13 protein-coding genes are annotated in these 17284 nt (G+C 64.0%); all 13 read right to left on the bottom strand.

Going from position 1 to position 17284, the window contains the following annotated elements; genetic code table 11:
- Positions 1–20 precede the first annotated feature (20 nt).
- The 13 genes from C722_RS0118995 to C722_RS0118930 all read right to left on the bottom strand — a co-directional run bounded on the left by C722_RS0118995 (position 21) and on the right by C722_RS0118930 (position 17242).
- Positions 21–839, bottom strand: a complete 819-nt coding sequence (locus C722_RS0118995) for a Cof-type HAD-IIB family hydrolase (RefSeq protein ID WP_026083991.1) — start codon at positions 837–839, stop codon at positions 21–23.
- Positions 821–2362 carry a glucose-6-phosphate dehydrogenase gene (gene zwf, locus C722_RS25160; protein WP_051226181.1) on the bottom strand — a complete coding sequence of 514 codons (1542 nt, stop codon included), beginning with the start codon at positions 2360–2362 and terminating at the stop codon, positions 821–823. The genes C722_RS0118995 and zwf overlap by 19 nt, the downstream gene beginning before the upstream one ends.
- 96 nt (positions 2363–2458) lie before the next feature.
- Positions 2459–3436 (bottom strand): phosphogluconate dehydrogenase (NAD(+)-dependent, decarboxylating), encoded by a 978-nt coding sequence (gnd, locus tag C722_RS0118980; protein WP_017642029.1) that lies wholly within the window; start codon positions 3434–3436, stop codon positions 2459–2461.
- Positions 3437–3454: 18 nt separating this feature from the next.
- A complete protein-coding gene (locus tag C722_RS0118975; protein ID WP_017642028.1) occupies positions 3455–6274 on the bottom strand; it encodes a bifunctional transaldolase/phosoglucose isomerase in 2820 nt (939 codons plus the stop codon).
- Positions 6271–8355, bottom strand: coding sequence for a transketolase (gene tkt, locus C722_RS0118970; RefSeq protein WP_017642027.1), 2085 nt, complete (start codon positions 8353–8355; stop codon positions 6271–6273). The genes C722_RS0118975 and tkt overlap by 4 nt, the downstream gene beginning before the upstream one ends.
- Positions 8356–8595: 240 nt before the next feature.
- Positions 8596–9978 (bottom strand): sigma-54 dependent transcriptional regulator, encoded by a 1383-nt coding sequence (locus C722_RS0118965; RefSeq protein ID WP_017642026.1) that lies wholly within the window; start codon positions 9976–9978, stop codon positions 8596–8598.
- A complete protein-coding gene (locus tag C722_RS0118960) occupies positions 9975–11174 on the bottom strand; it encodes an ATP-binding protein (RefSeq protein ID WP_026083957.1) in 1200 nt (399 codons plus the stop codon). The genes C722_RS0118965 and C722_RS0118960 overlap by 4 nt, the downstream gene beginning before the upstream one ends.
- 193 nt (positions 11175–11367) lie before the next feature.
- Positions 11368–12846, bottom strand: a complete 1479-nt coding sequence (locus tag C722_RS0118955) for a sigma-54 dependent transcriptional regulator (RefSeq protein WP_017642024.1) — start codon at positions 12844–12846, stop codon at positions 11368–11370.
- A 164-nt stretch (positions 12847–13010) separates the two neighbouring features.
- Positions 13011–13322, bottom strand: coding sequence for a flagellar protein FliT (locus C722_RS0118950; protein ID WP_017642023.1), 312 nt, complete (start codon positions 13320–13322; stop codon positions 13011–13013).
- A gap of 14 nt (positions 13323–13336) precedes the next feature.
- Positions 13337–13717 (bottom strand): flagellar export chaperone FliS, encoded by a 381-nt coding sequence (fliS, locus tag C722_RS0118945; RefSeq protein ID WP_026083956.1) that lies wholly within the window; start codon positions 13715–13717, stop codon positions 13337–13339.
- A 94-nt stretch (positions 13718–13811) separates the two neighbouring features.
- Positions 13812–15266: a flagellar filament capping protein FliD gene (fliD, locus tag C722_RS0118940; protein ID WP_017642021.1), complete on the bottom strand. Its 1455-nt coding sequence runs from the start codon at positions 15264–15266 to the stop codon at positions 13812–13814.
- Positions 15267–15337: 71 nt separating this feature from the next.
- The gene (locus tag C722_RS25155; protein WP_026083955.1) at positions 15338–15727 is read right to left on the bottom strand and encodes a flagellar protein FlaG; all 390 of its coding nucleotides are present in this window, start codon (positions 15725–15727) and stop codon (positions 15338–15340) included.
- A gap of 72 nt (positions 15728–15799) precedes the next feature.
- Complete coding sequence (locus C722_RS0118930; protein WP_017642019.1) at positions 15800–17242, bottom strand: flagellin; 1443 nt, start codon at positions 17240–17242, stop codon at positions 15800–15802.
- Positions 17243–17284 lie beyond the last annotated feature (42 nt).

The following is a 17284-nucleotide window of genomic DNA, read 5'->3' as shown; positions in this document are numbered from 1 at the left end:
CCAACATCACCAACCAGCCATCAGCTCCCCAGGATCCACCGATCGATGGCCTGGGCCAGGCCGTCTTCCTGATTGCTGGCGGTGACCCGGTCGGCCGCTTCCCGCACTCCTGCCCCGGCCTGGCCCATGGCGATGGCCAGGCCCGCCTGGCGGAACATGGGCACGTCGTTGCTGCCATCGCCGATGGCCGCAGTGCGCGCCACGGGCACGCCCGCGGCCTGGGCCAGCTCGATGAGGGCATCGCCCTTGTTGGCCTTGGGGTGGGTGATGTCCAGGTAATAGAGCTGGGAGCGCAGCACCGTGGCGCCCTCCCTCAACCGCTCACCCAGTTCGCCCTCCAGGGCTTCCAGGCCCGCGTGATCGCTACCGGCCGCGACAATCTTGTCGACGCGATCCAGGTAGGGTTCGAAGGAGTCCACGACGGTGGGGCCATAGCCCAGTGCCCGGGTCTCGCGGGGGACGTAGGGCCCCTCCCCGTCGCGGGTCAGCCAGAGGTCGTCGGCGAACAGCCAGACTTCGAAGGCCTCGCGCTCAAGGCGCTCCAGCACCTCGCGGGTGACCTGCTCCGCCAACCGATGGGCGCGGATCAGGGTGCCATCCGCTTCCACCAGATTGCCGCCATTGAACCCGGCCACCGCCTGGTCGATGCCCAGCTGCCGCACCAGCGGCAGCAGCGCCCGCGGAGGGCGGCTGCTGACCAGGGTGATGGCTTTACCAGACGCCTGGAGCCGCTTGACGGCAGCGATCACCGCCTCGCTCAGGCTCTTGTCGTCACGCACCAGGGTGCCATCGATATCCGACACCAGCAGGTCGATGGGGATCAGGTCAGGGGATGCCATGAGCGGCCGTCCTTTTGCAGAAGTTCGTCGGCACCGGCGGGACCGGCGCTGCCCGCGGCATAGCTTTCCACCTCACCGCCCTGCTGCCAGGCGTCGAGGAACGGCTGCACGGCGCGCCAACCGTTCTCGATGTTGTCGGCGCGCTGGAACAGCGTCTGGTCACCGATCAGGGAATCGTAGATCAGAGTTTCGTAGCCGGTGGACGGCTGCATCTCGAAGAAGTCGGTATAGGCGAAGCCCATGCGGATGTTTTCCAGCTCCACCAGGGGCCCCGGGCGCTTGGCATGGAAATCGAACCACATGCCTTCGTCGGGCTGGATCTGGATGATCAGGTAGTTGGGCTTCATCCGGTCAATCTTGGTATCGCGGAATTGCGCATAGGGCGCGTGCTTGAAGCAGATGGCGATCTCGGTGTCGCGCGCGGTCAGGCGTTTGCCGGTACGTAGGTAGAAGGGCACCCCGGCCCAACGCCAGTTATCGACGAACAGCTTGAGCGCCACATAGGTCTCGGTCTGGCTTTGCGGATCGACCCGCTCTTCCTCGCGATAGCCTTTCACCGGCTTGTCATTCATGGTCCCGGCGGCGTACTGACCGCGCACCGAATTGACCAGGGCCTCTTCGGTGGTCTGGGGCCGGATGGCACCCACCACCTTGGCCTTCTCATCGCGCACCGAGGTGGCGTTGAAGGACGCCGGCGGCTCCATGGCGACCATGGCCAGCAGCTGGAACAGATGATTGGGCACCATGTCCCTCAGGGTGCCAGTCTTCTCGTAGAAATCGCCACGCGACTCCACGCCCACGGTTTCCGCTGCGGTGATCTGCACATGGTCGATGTAGTGGTTGTTCCAGAACGATTCGAACAGGGCGTTGGAGAAACGGCTGACCAGGATGTTCTGCACCGTCTCCTTGCCCAGGTAGTGGTCGATCCGATAGATCTGCTTTTCTTCCATGTTCGCCAGCAGGCGCTGGTTGAGCGCCTGGGCGCTGGCCAAGTCGGCGCCAAAGGGCTTTTCCACCACCAGTCGGCGGTAGGCGTCTTCGCGTTCTTCCAGCAGCCCGGCCTTGCCCAGGCGCTCGGCCACATCGCCAAAGAAGCGCGCGGCGGTGGCCAGGTAGAAGACGGCGTTGTCGGTGTCGGCCTGGGCAATGCGCTCGCCTACCGCCTGGTAGGTGGCGTCTTCGAGGAAATCGCCCTGCAGATAGCGGATGCGCCCACGCAGCTGGCCCCAGAGATCGGCATCCAGCGCCTCGTCCCGGGACTTGCCCTTGGCTTCGGCCTGGTCGCGGATGAAGGCTTCCAGCCGGTCGGCAAAACCTTCGTCGGTGTTGGGATTGTGATCGACGCCGATGATCTGGGTGCGGTCGTCGAGCAGACCGTCACGCAGCAGGTTGTACAGCGAGGGGATCAGCAGTCGCTTGACCAGATCGCCATTGGCGCCGAACAGAAAGAGCGTGGCTGGCGGTGCGGTGTGCCTTGGTGCAGGAGCGGCGCGCCTGGGCGGCGGTGCTGGGTGTGACGGCAGGAGAATCGGTCATGACGGGGCCTTATCCACGAGGGCGGCTGGTGCCGTCCCCCGGGACGCGGCCCGTGGCCGCTCCACAGGGGAACGGCCGGGGTTTTATTGCGGGATTTCGACGTGGCCGCCGAAGCCGAAACGCATGGCCGACAGCAGCTTGTCGGCGTAGGTGGCTTGCTGGCGGGAGCGGAAACGCGCATAGAGGGCGGCGGACAGGACGTTGACCGGTACCGCTTCCTCGATGGCCGCTTCGATGGTCCAGCGGCCTTCACCGCTGTCGGCCACCGAGCCGGAGAATTTCTCCAGTTCGACGTCACCGGCCAGGGCCTGGGCGGTCAGGTCCAGCAGCCAGGAGGACACCACGCTGCCACGACGCCAGACCTCGGCGATGTCGGCCAGGTCCAGGTCGAAGCGCTCGTCTTCCGGCAGCTTGCTGCTGTTCTTCATCTTGAGGATGTCGAAGCCCTCGGCATAGGCCTGCATCAGGCCGTATTCGATGCCGTTGTGCACCATCTTGACGAAGTGACCGGAACCGGCCGGACCGGTAAAGATGAAGCCGCGCTCGGCCCGCTCATCCGGGGCGTTGCGGCCACGGGTACGCTCGATGCTGCCATAGCCAGGGGCAAGGGCTTCGAAGATGGGCTCCAGGCGCTCGACGGCTTCGGACTTGCCGCCGATCATCATGCAATAGCCACGCTCCAGGCCCCAGACGCCACCGGAGGTGCCGACGTCGACATAGTCGATGCCTTTCTCGGCCAGGGTCTTGGCGCGACGGATATCGTCCTTGTAGTAGGTGTTGCCGCCATCGATGATGACGTCACCGGGAGCCAGGCGGTCGGCCAGCTCGGCGATGGTCTGCTCGGTCGGCTCGCCGGCCGGCAGCATGACCCAGATGGCCCGCGGCTGTGCCAGGGCGGCGATGACACCGTCCAGGCTGTCGGCGGTGATGGCGCCTTCCTGGCCGAGGCCGGCCACGGTTTCGGCACTGCGGTCATAGACCGCGACTTCATGCCCATGCTTCATCAAACGCCGTGCGATATTGCCGCCCATGCGGCCCAGTCCGATGATTCCCAATTGCATGCTGATGACTCCTTGAGGTCAGGCGACCGCCGCCTCGACCAGTTCGACGATTTGTTGCAGGCCGGCGTCGATGTCGCCGCCCTTGATATGCACACGCAGATAGCGCCGTCCCCGTTCGGCCAGCACCTCGAGGTCGCCCTTGGCCTGGGCGGCCTCGACGACACCAAAGCTCAGACTCCGCCCTGGAATCTCCAGGTCGTTCTGGGCATCGGCGGTAATCTGGATGAATACACCCGAGTTGGGACCGCCCTTGTAGGCCTGTCCCGTGGAGTGCAGAAAGCGGGGGCCGAAGCCGCCGACGGTCGCTACGCGCTTGCTGTCGCGAATGCTATCACGCATGGCGCTCAAGGCCTCCTCGTGCACGGCATTGCGCTCCAGATAGGCCAGCACCGCCAGGTAGTCGCCGGGCTGCAGACGTGCCAGGTGCGCCTTGATCGCCGCGCGGGCGGTGTCCTGCCCCTGCAGGTCGGCATCGCCGAACAGGGTCAGGGCGCCCTCCTCCAGCAGCGGCTCATCACCGGCCAGACGACCGTCGCGCTCATAGCCATCGGTTAGCGCACGGGTCTTGATCTTGCTGGCTTCCACGTCGGGCTGATCGAAGGGATTGATGCCGATGACGGCACCCGCTACTTCGGTAGCCACCTCCCAACGGAAGAATTCCTGACCGATCAGCTCGGCACGGGCCAGACGGATGTCCACCACCGGATGCCCGGCCGCGGCCAAGGCCTCAAGGTGCCGGTCACGCTCGGCGTCGTCTTCACCGGCCAGCACCAGGCTGACGAACACCCGATCCGCACCATAGACGTCCGGACTGCCCAGCGGCTCCAGATCCACCGGGATGATGCCCTTGCCCTGCTTGCCGGTGCTCTCGGCGAGCAGCTGCTCCAGCCAGGCGCCCAGACTGGCGACACCCGGTGAAGCGATCAGAGTGACCTTGTCACGTCCGGCACGCACCGCCTCGCCCAGGACCACGCCAAGACGGATACCGGGGTTGATGGCAGGCGGCGCACTGGGACCGCAGGCCAGCACCATGGGCTGGGTCACCTGGAAGAAATCGGCCACCGAGTGCCCGAGCAGCGCCAGAGGCACCATGCCGAACACCGACAGCACCGAATAGCGCCCACCGATGTGGGGATCGCCCTGGAAAATGGCCCGGTAGCCTTCGGCCGTGGCGCTGGCTTCGAGTTTGGAGCCGGGATCGGTAATGGCGACGAAGCGCTGTTGCACCTCACCCGCGCCCAGCGTGCGCTCGACAGCCTGGTGAAAATAGGCACGCAGGATTTCTGGCTCCAGGGTCGAGCCGGATTTGCTCGATACCAGGAACAGCGTCTTGCGCAGGTCCAACTGCTCTTCCAGCGCGGTGATCTGCGCCGGATCGGTAGAATCCAGCACCTTGAGGGTGAGTCCGCCCGTAGCGGTACCCAGGGTATTGGCCAGCACTTCCGGGCCCAGGCTCGAACCGCCCATGCCCAGTAGCACCACGGTATCCAGGCCTTCCTTGCGCACGGCGTCGGCCAAGGCCTCCAGGGCTACGGGATCGGCTTGACGCCCCTGGGCGGCGGCTAGCCAGCCGATCCACTGGTCTTCGTCGCGACCGGTCCAGAGCGAGGCATCACCCTGCCACAGCCGGCGCGACCAGCCTTCACGTCGTGCCTCGTCGACGCGGGCCTCGACGGCTTCATTCAAATCGTGCGGCAGCCGATAGTCCGCCGCATTCAAGCGCTCGCCAAGAAAATCGAGGCGCTTCTGCCCAACCGCACCCAGCAGGGCATCGGCGGCGTCCTCGAATTGGCGGGCGCCATCCTTGACCAGCCGCTTGGCCACACCATCGAGATCCAGCCCGAAACGGGCAGTCGCGTCCACCACCCGCTGCGCGGCTTCGATATCGGTGCTCAGCATGGGAGCTGCCGTGCCATGGTCGCGGAAGGCGTCCATGGTCTTGGGCGGCATGGTGTTGACGGTATCCGGACCGATCAGTTGGTCAACATAGAGGGTATCGGGATAGGCCGGATCCTTGGAGCCGGTGGAAGCCCACAGCAGTCGCTGCGGATGGGCGCCCCTGGCTTCCAGCACCTTCCAGCGTGGCGACTGGATCAGCCGCTGGTAGTCCTGATAGGCCAGCTTGGCATTGGCGATGGCGACCTTGCCGCGCAGCTCGCCCAGCTCGGCCTCCTCGCCCTTGCGCTCGTCGATCAGCTTGTCCAGCACGCCGTCGACCCGACTGATGAAGAAGCTGGCGACGCTGGCGAGCCGACTGATGTCCTTGCCCTGGTGCAGCCGTGCTTCCAGACCCGCGATATAGGCCTCCGCCACTGCCATGTAGGCATTGCGATCGAACAGCAGGGTCACGTTGACGTTGATCCCCTCCTCGATCAGTTTGCGGATGGCCACCGCCCCTTCGGGCGTACCGGGCACCTTGACCATGAGGTTGGGCCGAGCCACGGCCTGCCAGAGGCGCCGCGCCTCCTCCAGGGTGGCACGGGTATCCAGCGCCAGGTAGGGCGAGACTTCCAGGCTCACATAGCCATCGCGCCCTCCGAGCCGGTCATAGACCGGCCGCAGGATGTCGGCGGCCTGCTGAATGTCCTCGATGGCCAGATGCTCGTAGACGTCCACCGGCTCGGCATCGGCCTGTTCCAGAAAGGCCTCGAGGCTTGCATCGTAGTCACTGCCGTGGCCCATGGCCTTCTCGAAGATCGAGGGGTTGGAGGTGACACCGGTAAGGCCGTCACGCTCGATTAGCTTTTGCAGCTCACCCTTGGCGAGGAACTCGCGGCTGACGAAGTCGAGCCAGACCGCCTGGCCCTGCTCCGTCAGCTGTTTGAGTGGATTGCTCATGTGGCGCTCCCTTTACGTTGCGCCTGTTCCTTGGCCAGCTTGACCACGTTTTCCACGGTGTAGCCATATTTCGCCTGCAGCTTGCCGATGGGCGCGGAGGCACCGAAGGTGCTCATGGTGACCGAGGCACCCTTGCGACCGATGTAGCGCTCCCAGCCCAGGGGACCGGCCTGTTCGATGGCGACGCGGCCCAGGACCTCGTCGGGCAACACGGACTGCTTGTAGGCCTCGTCCTGCTCCTCGAACAGCTCCCAGCAGGGCATGGAGACGACTCGTGCCTTCACCCCTTCGCCCTGGAGCTGCTCATAGGCCTGCATCGCCAGGCCCAGCTCGCTGCCAGTGGCCATGAGGATCACCTGGGGCGTACCGCCCTCGGCATCGGCTACCACGTAGGCCCCCTGGGCCACGCCTTCGGCGCTGGCGTATTTGCTGCGATCCAAGGTCGGCAGCGGCTGGCGCGACAGCACCATGCAGGACGGTCTATTGGTTTGCTGCAGGGCGATCTTCCAGGCCTGCACCGCTTCGTTGGCATCGCCCGGACGCAGGGTCAGCAGACCGGGCGTGGCACGCAGCTGCGCCAGGTGCTCGATGGGCTGGTGGGTCGGGCCATCTTCGCCGACGCCGATGGAGTCGTGGGTAAAGACGAACACCACCGGCAGCTCCATGATGGAGGCCAGGCGGATCGGCGGCTTCATGTAGTCGCTGAACACTAGGAAGGTGGCGGTGAAGCTGCGCAGGTAGCAGAGCGCCATGCCATTGGCGATGGAGCCCATGGCGTGCTCGCGGATGCCGAAGTGCATATTGCGCCCGGACGGCTCACGAGCGGAGAAGCTGCCCGCGCCGTCGAACTTGAGATTGGTCTTGGTGGACGGCGCCAGATCCGCTGCCCCGCCGACCAGCCAGGGAATGTTCTGGGCAAAGGCATTGAGCGCCTTGCCACCGGACTCGCGGGAGGCCACGCCCTTGGCGTCGGTGTCGAAGCTGGGCAGCTTGGCGTCCCAGCCGTCAGGCATCTCGCCGGCGCGCATGCGCTGGAGTTCATCGGCACGAGTCGGATCGTCCTGACGCAGGCGATCGAAGGCACGGTTCCAGGCTTCGTAAAGGCCGCTGGCACGCTCCAGCAGGGCGTCGCGCAGGTGGTGACGGGCTTCGTCGGGCACCAGGAAGTCGGCGTCCTCCGGCCAGCCATAGGCCTTCTTGGCCAGCTTGATCTCGTCCGCGCCCAGGGGCTCGCCGTGGGCCGCCGCGGTGTTCTGCTTGTTGGGCGCGCCGTAGCCGATGAGGCTGTCGACCACGATCAGGGTCGGCTTGCCGGTATTGCCCTTGAAGCGATGCAGGGCGGCGGCCAGGGCTTCAGCGTCGTTGGCATCCTTGACGTGCAGGGTGTGCCAGCCATAGCCGCGGAAGCGTTCGGCCACGTCTTCGCTGAAGGCCAGTTCGGTGTGGCCTTCGATACTGATGGTGTTGTTGTCGTAGATCCAGCAGAGGTTATCCAGGCCCAGGTGGCCGGCCATGGAGGCCGCCTCGCCGGTGACTCCTTCCATCATGTCGCCGTCGCCGCAGAGGACGTAGACGTCATAGTCGAACAGGGTCACGCCCGGCTGGTTGAACCGCGCGGCCAGCCACTTCTGCGCCAGCGCCATGCCGACGCTGTTGCCACAGCCCTGACCCAGGGGCCCGGTGGTGGTCTCGATCCCGGTAGTCATGCGGTACTCGGGATGGCCTGGCGTCTTGGAATCCAGCTGGCGGAATTGCTTGATGTCGTCGAGGCTGACCGCCTCCTTGCCGGTGGCGGTGCCGTGCTCGTCGATTTCCTTGACCCCGGCCAGGTGCAGCAGCGAATAGAGCAGCATGGAGGCATGGCCGACCGACAGCACGAAGCGGTCGCGGTTGGGCCAGTCCGGATGCTCGGGGTGATAGCGGAGGAAGCGGCTCCACAGCGTGTGGCCGACCGGGGCCAGGGCCATCGGCGTACCGGGGTGGCCGGAGTTGGCCTTCTGTACCGCATCCATGGACAGGGTACGGATGGTATTGATGGTCAGTTGGTCGGCGTTGGAGCTGGAAGGTGCGGTGGAACCCATGGCAAGCGTCCTCGTGCTGGCAGACACGCCACCCGCGGCGAAAACGGTCTTTACGGTCCCTGAAACCGTTTTCAACAAAGGCAGCGCCTAAGAGAAAAAGCAAAGCGGCCGGACGAGGTCCGGGACGGCGGGGGCAGGCATCCTCTGCGACCCCACGCCGCAGTCGCGATCCTTTCTCTAGAACAGCACGCCGGAGGGTTGGTTCCATGGCGGTAGATAGCCGACTATCGACTTGCGCGATCAGTGTCCGGCGGCAAGCGACTGCTTGACGTCCAGTCCGGCGTCACGCATCTGCGCCAGCTTGTACCTCAAGGTGCGGGCACTGATGCCCAGGCGTTCAGCGGTCTCCTTGCGCCGACCGCGCTCGGCCCTGAGGGTATCGAGAATCACCTGGAATTCCCGGTCGCGCAGATCGGCATCCAGCGGGCGCAAGGCCTCGTCAGGGTGTGCCTCGGGTACGGGCGCCGCCCGAGGCGCCAGGGATACACCCGTGGCCAACCAGTGCAGCCCGAAATCCTCGGCCTGGATCTGTTGGCCCGGTTGCAGGATCAGCGCCCGCTGCACGGCGTTGTCCAGTTCGCGCACATTGCCCGGCCAGGGGTGCTCGGCCAGGGCCTGGCGCGCACCAGCGCTCAGGATCGGTACCGGCCGATTCATCCGCGCGGCCTGGACCGCCAGCAGCCGTTCGGCCAGGGGTACGATGTCGGCCGGCCGCTCGCGCAGCGGTAGCCAGGCCAGCGGAAAGACCGACAGCCGATAGAAGAGGTCTTCGCGAAAGCGTCCGGCGGCCACCTCCTCCGCCAGCTTGCGGTTGCTGGTGGCCACCACGCGGATGTCCAGGGCCATCGGCTTGCGCGCCCCGACCCGCTCCACCTCGCGCTCCTGCAGGACGCGCAGCAACTTGGCTTGCAGGCCCAGAGGCATTTCGGAAATCTCGTCCAGCAACAGGGTGCCGCCCTGGGCCAGTTCGAACTTGCCGGGCTGGGTGGCGATCGCCCCGGTGAAGGCGCCCTTCTCGTGACCGAAGAGAATGGCTTCCAGCAGGTGATCGGGAATGGCCGCGCAATTGACCGCCACGAAGGGGCCTTCCGCCCGTGCCGATTGATCGTGGATGAAGCGCGCCAACACTTCCTTGCCGGTACCGGATTCGCCGGTGATCAGCACCGTGGCCTCGCTCTGGGCCACCCGGCTGGCCAACTCCAGCAGTTGTCGACTCTGGGGATCGGCCGCCACCGGCTGGCGAGCACCGGGCACGCGTCGTCCCTGGGGGCAGCAGCGCGCCAGGGTATCCAGCAGCAGGCGCGGCTCGAAGGGCTTGACCAGGTAATCCGCCGCGCCGCCACGCATGGCCTCGACGGCGCGTTCGATGCTGCCGAAGGCGGTCATCAGCAGTACCGGCAGCGCCGGATCGCGCAGCCGGATACTGGCCAGCAACTGATGCCCATCGATGCCCGGCATGTTGACGTCGCTGATCACCAGGCCGAAGGGTTCCTCGGCCAGCGCCAGCAGGGCCGCCTCGCCGCTGTCCACGGCGCGATAAGGGTAGCCGCCGAGCTCCAGGGTATCGGCCAGGGCTTCGCGCAGGGCGCGGTCGTCTTCCACCAGCAGGATGGGCAGGGTCATGCCGAGATTTCCTCGCCCGCCAGCAGCGGCAGGATGAAGGTCACCAGCGTGCCACGACCCAGCCGCGAGCGCACGGTCAGACGGCCACCATGGGCCTTGGCCATTGCGAGGGCGACGGGCAGGCCGAGACCGGTGCCGGTGGTCTTGGTGCTGAGAAAGGGTTCGCCCAGCCGTTGCTGGACCGCCAGCGGGATGCCAGGGCCGCTGTCGCTGATCGCCAGGCGCAATTCTCCGCCACGGCGATGGAGATGTATCTTGAGACGCGCCGGGCGACCGCCGCCGGCCATGGCCTGCAGGGCGTTATGGATGAGGTTCAAGGCAGCACCTACCAGCATGTCGCGATTGCAGGCGAGCAGCCCACCCTGGGTGTCGAGTTGCCAACGCACGGGACAGTCGCCCAGGTGAGGGATGGCGGCCTCGCGCAGGGCATTGAACAGCGCGTTGGTCGTCAGTCGATCCGCCAGGGGCAATTCGCCGCGGGCGAACACCAGCATGTCGCGGACCTGGTTCTCCAGTTCGTGCAGTCGCTCCTTAAGCCGACCGGCGAAGCGCTGCTGCTGCGCCAGCGCCAGACCGCCCTCCTCCAGGTGGCTGGCATAGAGCAGCGCCGCAGTCAGCGGGGTACGGATCTGGTGGGCCAGCGAAGCCATGGTCCGCCCCAGTGCCGAGAGCCGTTCATGCCGCGCCAGTTCGCCTTGCAGATGGCGGGTTTCGGTGAGGTCGTTGAGCAGCACCAGTTGACCCGGCTCACCGTCCAGGGAGCGAATGGCGATGGACAGGCGGCGCCCATCACGCAGGGAGACTTCATGGCCGTCGTCATGACGCGGAGCGAAGGCCCGTGCGATGACCGAGCGCCACAACTCGCCTGCCAGCGGCTCGCCGAGCAGGGCCTCCGCTACGGGGTTGGCATCACGCACGCGCCCGGCACCGTCCAGCACCACGATGCCGGCAGGCAGGACGTCAAGCAGATTCTGCAGCCGGCTGGCTAGGCGTTCCTTTTCCGCCAACTCCTGCAAGCGCTGGGCGGACACCCACTCCAGTTCACCCTGCAGCGAATTCATCCGGGCTTCGAGCAACTGGAAAGATTCGCTCAGCTGACGCGACATCTGCCCCAGGGCTTCACGGGCCTGCGCCGAAGCGGAGGCCTCCACGGCAGCGTCGGCAGGGACAGCAGAAGAAAGGGCTTGCGCAGGCATTGGCTAGGGCTCGCGACGGACAATTGACATTGTCCGGGCTGGAGCAAGACCCATGCCGCTTAGTAGTGACGCTTGTTGGGAGAGAAACGAGCCGTAGGTTGGTGGAGGCGGCTTCATCGTCGAAGCCCAACCGCATGGCCGAGTTGAGCACCGTTGGGCTTCGCTGCGCTTAGCCCAACCTACAAAGAGCCCGCTAGATCTCTTCGTCGAACTCGTCGTCGCGACGGCCCATGCCGTACTTGCGCATCTTCTCGACCAGGGTGGTCCGGCGGATGCGCAGCCGCTCGGCAGCACGGGCCACGACGCCACCGGCATCGTCCAACGCCTGTTGGATAAAGCTCTTTTCCAGATTGGCCAGGTAGTCCTTGAGATCCAGGCCTTCGCTGGGCAGCAACGCAGAGGACGACACCTCGACGGTGCCGATCCCGGCCATGGCCTCGCGCTCCTGCAACTCCTCGCGCAGGGACTCCACCATGGGATCGGCTTCGTCTTCCACGTAGCGGAACTTGAGTGGCAATTCGGCCACGCCGATGACGCCATAGGGATGCATGATCGCCATGCGCTCCACCAGGTTGGCCAGTTCGCGGACGTTGCCCGGCCACTCATGGCGACACAGCGACATGATGGCGGCCGAGTTGAAGCGGATGGAGCCACGCTTCTCGTGCTCCATCCGAGCGATCAATTCGTTGATCAGCAACGGGATGTCTTCACCCCGCTCGCGCAGGGGCGCCATGTCGATGGGGAAGACATTGAGGCGATAGTAGAGGTCTTCGCGGAAGGTGCCCGCAGCGATCATCTGCTCCAGATTCTTGTGGGTCGCGGCGATGATGCGCACGTCCACGCTCTGGGTCTTGTTGCTGCCTACCCGCTCGTAGGTCCGTTCCTGCAACACGCGCAAGAGCTTCACCTGCATGGGCAGCGGCATGTCGCCGATCTCATCGAGAAACAGGGTGCCGGTGTTGGCCAGCTCGAAGCGGCCGGCGCGGCTGGTGATGGCGCCGGTGAAGGCGCCCTTCTCGTGGCCGAACAGCTCGCTTTCCAGCAACTCGGCCGGAATGGCACCGCAGTTGACCGGCACGAAGGGCGCCTCGCGGCGCTTGGAGTGGAAGTGCAGGTTGCGCGCCACCACCTCCTTGCCGGTGCCGGACTCGCCGAGGATAAGCACCGTGGCCTCGGTATCGGCCACCTGCTGCATCATCTTGCGCACACCCTGAATGGCGCGGCTGGTGCCTACCAGGCTGCGGAACAGTTCGGGCTCGCGCTGACGCCCGCGATCCCGGGCCTGGTCATACATCTCGCGATAGACCTGGGCGCGGTGCAGGGAATCCAGCAGCTTATTGTAGGCCAGCGGATATTCAAGGGAGACCAGCACACGACGGCGAACGTCGTCCGGCCACTCCGGTTGCGCCGATTCACCGAGCAGCAGCAATGGGACCATCTCGTCCCAGGCGACGATCTGCTTGAGCAGCTCGACACTGTTGCCGCGACTGTCGACGCGCCCAACCAGCACGCAGCTGACTTGCCGACTGCTGTCGAGCGCTTCGAGGGAGGACTGCCAATCGGAACTGGTGCAGGCGAGATGAGCCTCGCCGAGAAAATCGAGAATGACCGATACCGCCTTGCGCCGCTCGGCTTCATCGTCGATCAGAAGGATCTTGGTTTCACGCCACATGTCCCTGCCCCAATTCGGCTTGTCGGTTCGCTACGCGCAGGTGTCGCCTGCATCCAAGTGCCAACTGGTCGGCATCTTGCGCAAGTTAAGACAAATTGTGATGCGGGGTCAATTTTATGGCGGCGAAATATCCAAACTTTGAATTACCGTCCAACAGATGACAGTCAACCGAACAGTTGATAGACCTTAGCAGCCTGGTTCGATTTGTTGAGCCTGGTCAGCTCCTGGGCGGTGGCGTCCCGCTCTGCCTTGCAGCTCTGCAGCAGGGAGGTATAGAGCGACAGCAGGCGCTCGAGGCTGGCACGCAGGGCTACGGCCTCGTCGCCCGTGGCATACATGGCTTCGTCGACGAACAGGCGGCAATCCAGATCCAGCTCGGCGATCCGCGTCCAGTCTCCGGCCTTGAGCGCAGCGGCCATCTGCTCATAGACGAGCTCGACGCGTTCCACCGGGGTCTTTTGCATGGCGACGTTCATCGGTCGACTCCAGATCAGGGGGCAATGGCATCCCAGCCGGATTTGATCTCGCGGATCAGGCCGGATACTTCTTCCAGGATAACAGGATCATTGTTGCGGTTGGCTTCGCTGAGCCGGCGGATCATGTAGTCGTACAACCGATCCAGGTTGGTGGCGAGCTCGCCACCCTGCTCGAAATCCAGGACGTCCTTCAGACCCGCGATGATGGATACCGCCTTGCCGATCAGCTCGCCTTTCTCAGGCAGCCAACCACGCTCCAGCGCACCTTGCGCCTTGGCCAGACGGTCCAGAGCGCCCTGCATGAGCATCTGGATCAGCTGATGGGGACTGGCTTCGAACACCTGCGCCTGCAGGCCTACCTGCTGGTACTGGCGCATGGCTGTCATTGCGTTCATGTCATGACCTCTGTGTGTTTCCGATACTTCCTTTATCGGTCAGGACGCGAAGAACTTGACCCCTTTATCGACCGGATGGGCCGAATCCGCCTACTTAACTCTTGTTGGCAAATGGCATGGCCGCCAGCTGCTGGGAGAGCGAAGACGCTGTACTCGACAACGACGAGTACAGCTGGTCCATGGTGTTGTACTGCTTGTAGAGACGGTCCGAGAGCGCGGTCATCCGGGTATTCAGCGTCGCGGTCTGGGCGTCGACCTTTTTCAGGGTATCGCTCAGGGAATTCGAACGCTGCTCGAGGATGCCATTGGTCATGGTGTAGGGATCGAGCTTGCCCTTGAGGCGCGCTGCCAGGCCCTGGTCGCCGGTGAAGAAGCCGGGCAGATCGCTGAAGTTGGAGCTGACCATCTTGCTAAGCTTGGTGTCGTCGATGGCCAGGGTGCCGTCTTTCTGAGTCGTGATGCCCAGATCGGCAAGCGCCTTGACCGCGCCCGTCCCCTGCATGGTGCTCAGCTCACTGCGGATGGTGGTGGTGAGGCCGCGGGCGGTCGCATCCCCCACCAGCGCGGCCGTAATGGGCGCACTGTTTTCCCCGACAGTCGTGACCGAGGTCTGGGTCTTGATCACGCCCATGAGCTTGTTGTAGGAATCGACGAACTTCTGGATATTGCCCTTGACGCCCGACTCGTCCTGGCTGACGCCGACGGTCATCGGGCTGCCCGCTGGGGTGGTCGCCTTGAGCGTGAAACTCAGACCATCGACCGCACCGCTCACCGTGTTCGAGGCGCTGGTGATCTTCAGACCATCGATGGTCATCTGGGCGCTTTGGGCTTTGGTGAGCGAATGGGCGGCAGCGGGATCGCTGGACTCGCTGTCACTTGGGTTATAGGCCAACTTGGTCAGGCTCTGTTTGCCCGAACCGTCGTCACCGCTCACCGATACCGAGATGTTGTTACCGTCTCCGGTCTTGGTACTGCTCAGTACCAGCCGTGACCCAGAGTCGTCATTGACGACGCTGGCGCTGAGCCCCTGGCTCTGCCCAGCCTTGTTGATGGCATCGCGGATGCCACTCAAGGTGTTGTTGGTGGCATCGACCTGGATATCCGACAACTTGGTATCGCCGATCTTGATGCTCAGCGTGCCCTTGCCGAAGGTGGTGGGAGACGTAGAGGTAGTTCCGTTGCTGGCAGTCGTGGTAGAGGTGGCCGGCACGGATGCTAGGGCCACCTTGCTGCTAGTAGCCAGCTTGCTGACCTCGACCTGATAGCTGCCGACACTGGCACTGGTACTGGCCGTTGCCGTGAGGTAGTCGCTCTTCGACAGGGTAACGCCCCTAGCCTGAAAGCTGGTGGGGCTGTTGAGCGTGGTCAGCGCGGTCTGGAATTCGCTGATGGCGCCCTTCAGGGACCCGATCGCCGTGAGCTGCGCGGTCGCCTTGCTCTGGGTCTTGGTGAGCTGATCCTGTTTGGGTGCCTTTTCGGCTGCCACCATCTTGGTGACGATGGAGTCGATGTCCAGCCCCGAGCCACCAATCCCGCTGATACCTGCCATTTCACTATCCCCCTGCCAACGTTACGTCGTCGCCTCAGCTTTCAGTGAGCTTGATACAAGTTCCGCGCCAACTAGGCTTCGGCCTTGAACATCAGGCTGCGCATATCATCCAGCTGCTTGGCCAGCTTGAGCACTTCCTCACTGGGCATCTGCCGAATGAGCTTGCCGGATTCGCCGTCCAGCACCTTGACCACCACCTCGCCGGTGGAGTCGTCGATGCTGAAGTCGAGGTTGCGGTGATCCTCTTGAAACTTCGATTTCAGCTTCGACAGGGCGCCATCTACATTGCCGTCTTTCGGCTTTTCGGCATTGTCCCCGTCCACCTTGCTGGCCTGGGAAACCGGCTTGACCGAGGAATCCGCCGTAGGCGCCGAAGTGCTTAAGGACGTCGCGGCCGCAGGGCTCGATTGAGCGCTATAGGGCATTACCGCTGAAAAACCCGTTGTCTTGACGATGTCCATTGTAATGTCCTCACAACGCATGAAAGGGAGAAGGGGCGTCCCCCTTCTCCCTGCCTAGACCGATCTCTGCCCTTACTGGAGCAGGCTGAGAACCGACTGCGGCAGCTGCTTGGCCTGAGCCAGGATCGCAGTACCAGCCTGTTGCAGCACCTGGTTCTTCGACAGGTTCGCGGTTTCCGCGGCGTAGTCGGTGTCCTTGATGCGGCTACGGGCGGAGGTGGCGTTCTCCGAGATGTTGGTCAGGTTGCTGATGGTGTTGTCGAAGCGGTTCTGCACCGCACCGAGGTCAGCGCGCTGGGAGTCGATGTTGGCCAGGGCCTGGTCGATCACGGACAGGGCCTTCTGGGCACCGTCGGCGGTGGAGATGTCGACGTCGGAGACCTTGCTCAGGGTGGACTTGGTCGCACCGAAGATCGGAGCGGTATCGCCAGTCATGGCGAAGGTAGTCGGTGAGTCCAATTTGACGTAACCCATTGCGGAAGCGCCATTTCCCGCAATGATGTCTTGGGCCGTGCTAGGAGTTCCATCGGATCCTAGCGAAGCCACGCTGATCGACCCCCCTGCGGTACCGGTGTCTTTCTCAAAGCTTATGTTTTCACCAGTAGCAGAAGTGATTGTAAGCTTCTGGGCTTGAGTGTCGTAGTTAGCAGTAACACCTAGCTTTGCAGCGTTGGCATTAATCTGGTCAGCCATGTCCTTGGTACTGGTAACACCCACGAGGTTCAGGGACTGGCTGCCAACATTCATCTTAATGTTAGCTGAACCACTGCTGATGCTATCGGTGACGGTCACAACAGTACGTGCCGAGGCAGTAAGACCAGGTATCTGGCCGTTCATGCTCGCAGCGATAGTCTTGGCCGAGCTACCAGATGCATAGGTCACAGCCTGACTCTTACCGCCACCTACCAGCGTGATGCTGCCACTAGTGGTCAACACACCGGCGCTACCAGAGGCGACGTTACCTGCAGCAGCGCCGCTGGCAGTGCTGCTGCCTACTTGATACGAGCCCAAAGCAGTCGCTGAGGTATCCTTCAGAGTGACGTCGATGGTTTCGTAGGCGTTGGCGCCGATCTGGAAGCTGGTGGTGCCGAAGGAACCGTCCAGTAGCTTGCGGCCACCGAAGGTGGTGGTCTGGGCGATCCGAGTCAGTTCGTTCTGTTGCGCGGTCACTTCTTTCTGCAGGGCGGAACGGTCGGCGTCGCTGTTGGAACCGTTGGCGGACTGTACGGCCAGATCGCGAATACGCTGCAGGATGTTGGTGGACTGCTGCATGGCGCCTTCAGCGGTCTGCGACAGGGAAATACCGTCGTTGGCGTTGCGAGTCGCCTGGTTCAAACCGTTGATCTGATTGGTCAGACGGTTGGAGATCTGCAGACCGGCGGCATCGTCTTTGGCGCTGTTGATACGGCTACCGGTGGACAGGCGCTGCATGGAGGTAGCCAGCGAGCTAGACGCGTTCTGCAGGTTACGCTGAGTGTTCAGGGAAGGGATGTTGGTATTGACGGTAAGTGCCATGATGCTGTCCTCCGAAGGACGTGTGCTGTTTGCCTGAGCATG

The sequence above is a fragment of the Pseudomonas sp. 313 genome (assembly GCF_000316965.1).
GTDB classification, from domain to species: Bacteria; Pseudomonadota; Gammaproteobacteria; order Pseudomonadales; family Pseudomonadaceae; genus Chryseomonas; species Chryseomonas benzopyrenica.
This window is presented reverse-complemented; position numbering and strand designations above follow the sequence as displayed.

Excerpts from the sequence above, each read along its gene's own strand:
- C722_RS0118995 (WP_026083991.1), bottom strand. The coding sequence starts at position 839 with ATGGCATCCCCTGACCTGATCCCCATCGACCTGCTGGTGTCGGATATC.
- gnd (WP_017642029.1), bottom strand. The coding sequence starts at position 3,436 with ATGCAATTGGGAATCATCGGACTGGGCCGCATGGGCGGCAATATCGCA.
- C722_RS0118975 (WP_017642028.1), bottom strand. The coding sequence starts at position 6,274 with ATGAGCAATCCACTCAAACAGCTGACGGAGCAGGGCCAGGCGGTCTGG.
- tkt (WP_017642027.1), bottom strand. The coding sequence starts at position 8,355 with ATGGGTTCCACCGCACCTTCCAGCTCCAACGCCGACCAACTGACCATC.
- C722_RS0118965 (WP_017642026.1), bottom strand. The coding sequence starts at position 9,978 with ATGACCCTGCCCATCCTGCTGGTGGAAGACGACCGCGCCCTGCGCGAA.
- C722_RS0118960 (WP_026083957.1), bottom strand. The coding sequence starts at position 11,174 with ATGCCTGCGCAAGCCCTTTCTTCTGCTGTCCCTGCCGACGCTGCCGTG.
- C722_RS0118955 (WP_017642024.1), bottom strand. The coding sequence starts at position 12,846 with ATGTGGCGTGAAACCAAGATCCTTCTGATCGACGATGAAGCCGAGCGG.
- C722_RS0118950 (WP_017642023.1), bottom strand. The coding sequence starts at position 13,322 with ATGAACGTCGCCATGCAAAAGACCCCGGTGGAACGCGTCGAGCTCGTC.
- fliS (WP_026083956.1), bottom strand. The coding sequence starts at position 13,717 with ATGAACGCAATGACAGCCATGCGCCAGTACCAGCAGGTAGGCCTGCAG.
- fliD (WP_017642021.1), bottom strand. The coding sequence starts at position 15,266 with ATGGCAGGTATCAGCGGGATTGGTGGCTCGGGGCTGGACATCGACTCC.
- C722_RS25155 (WP_026083955.1), bottom strand. The coding sequence starts at position 15,727 with ATGGACATCGTCAAGACAACGGGTTTTTCAGCGGTAATGCCCTATAGC.
- C722_RS0118930 (WP_017642019.1), bottom strand. The coding sequence starts at position 17,242 with ATGGCACTTACCGTCAATACCAACATCCCTTCCCTGAACACTCAGCGT.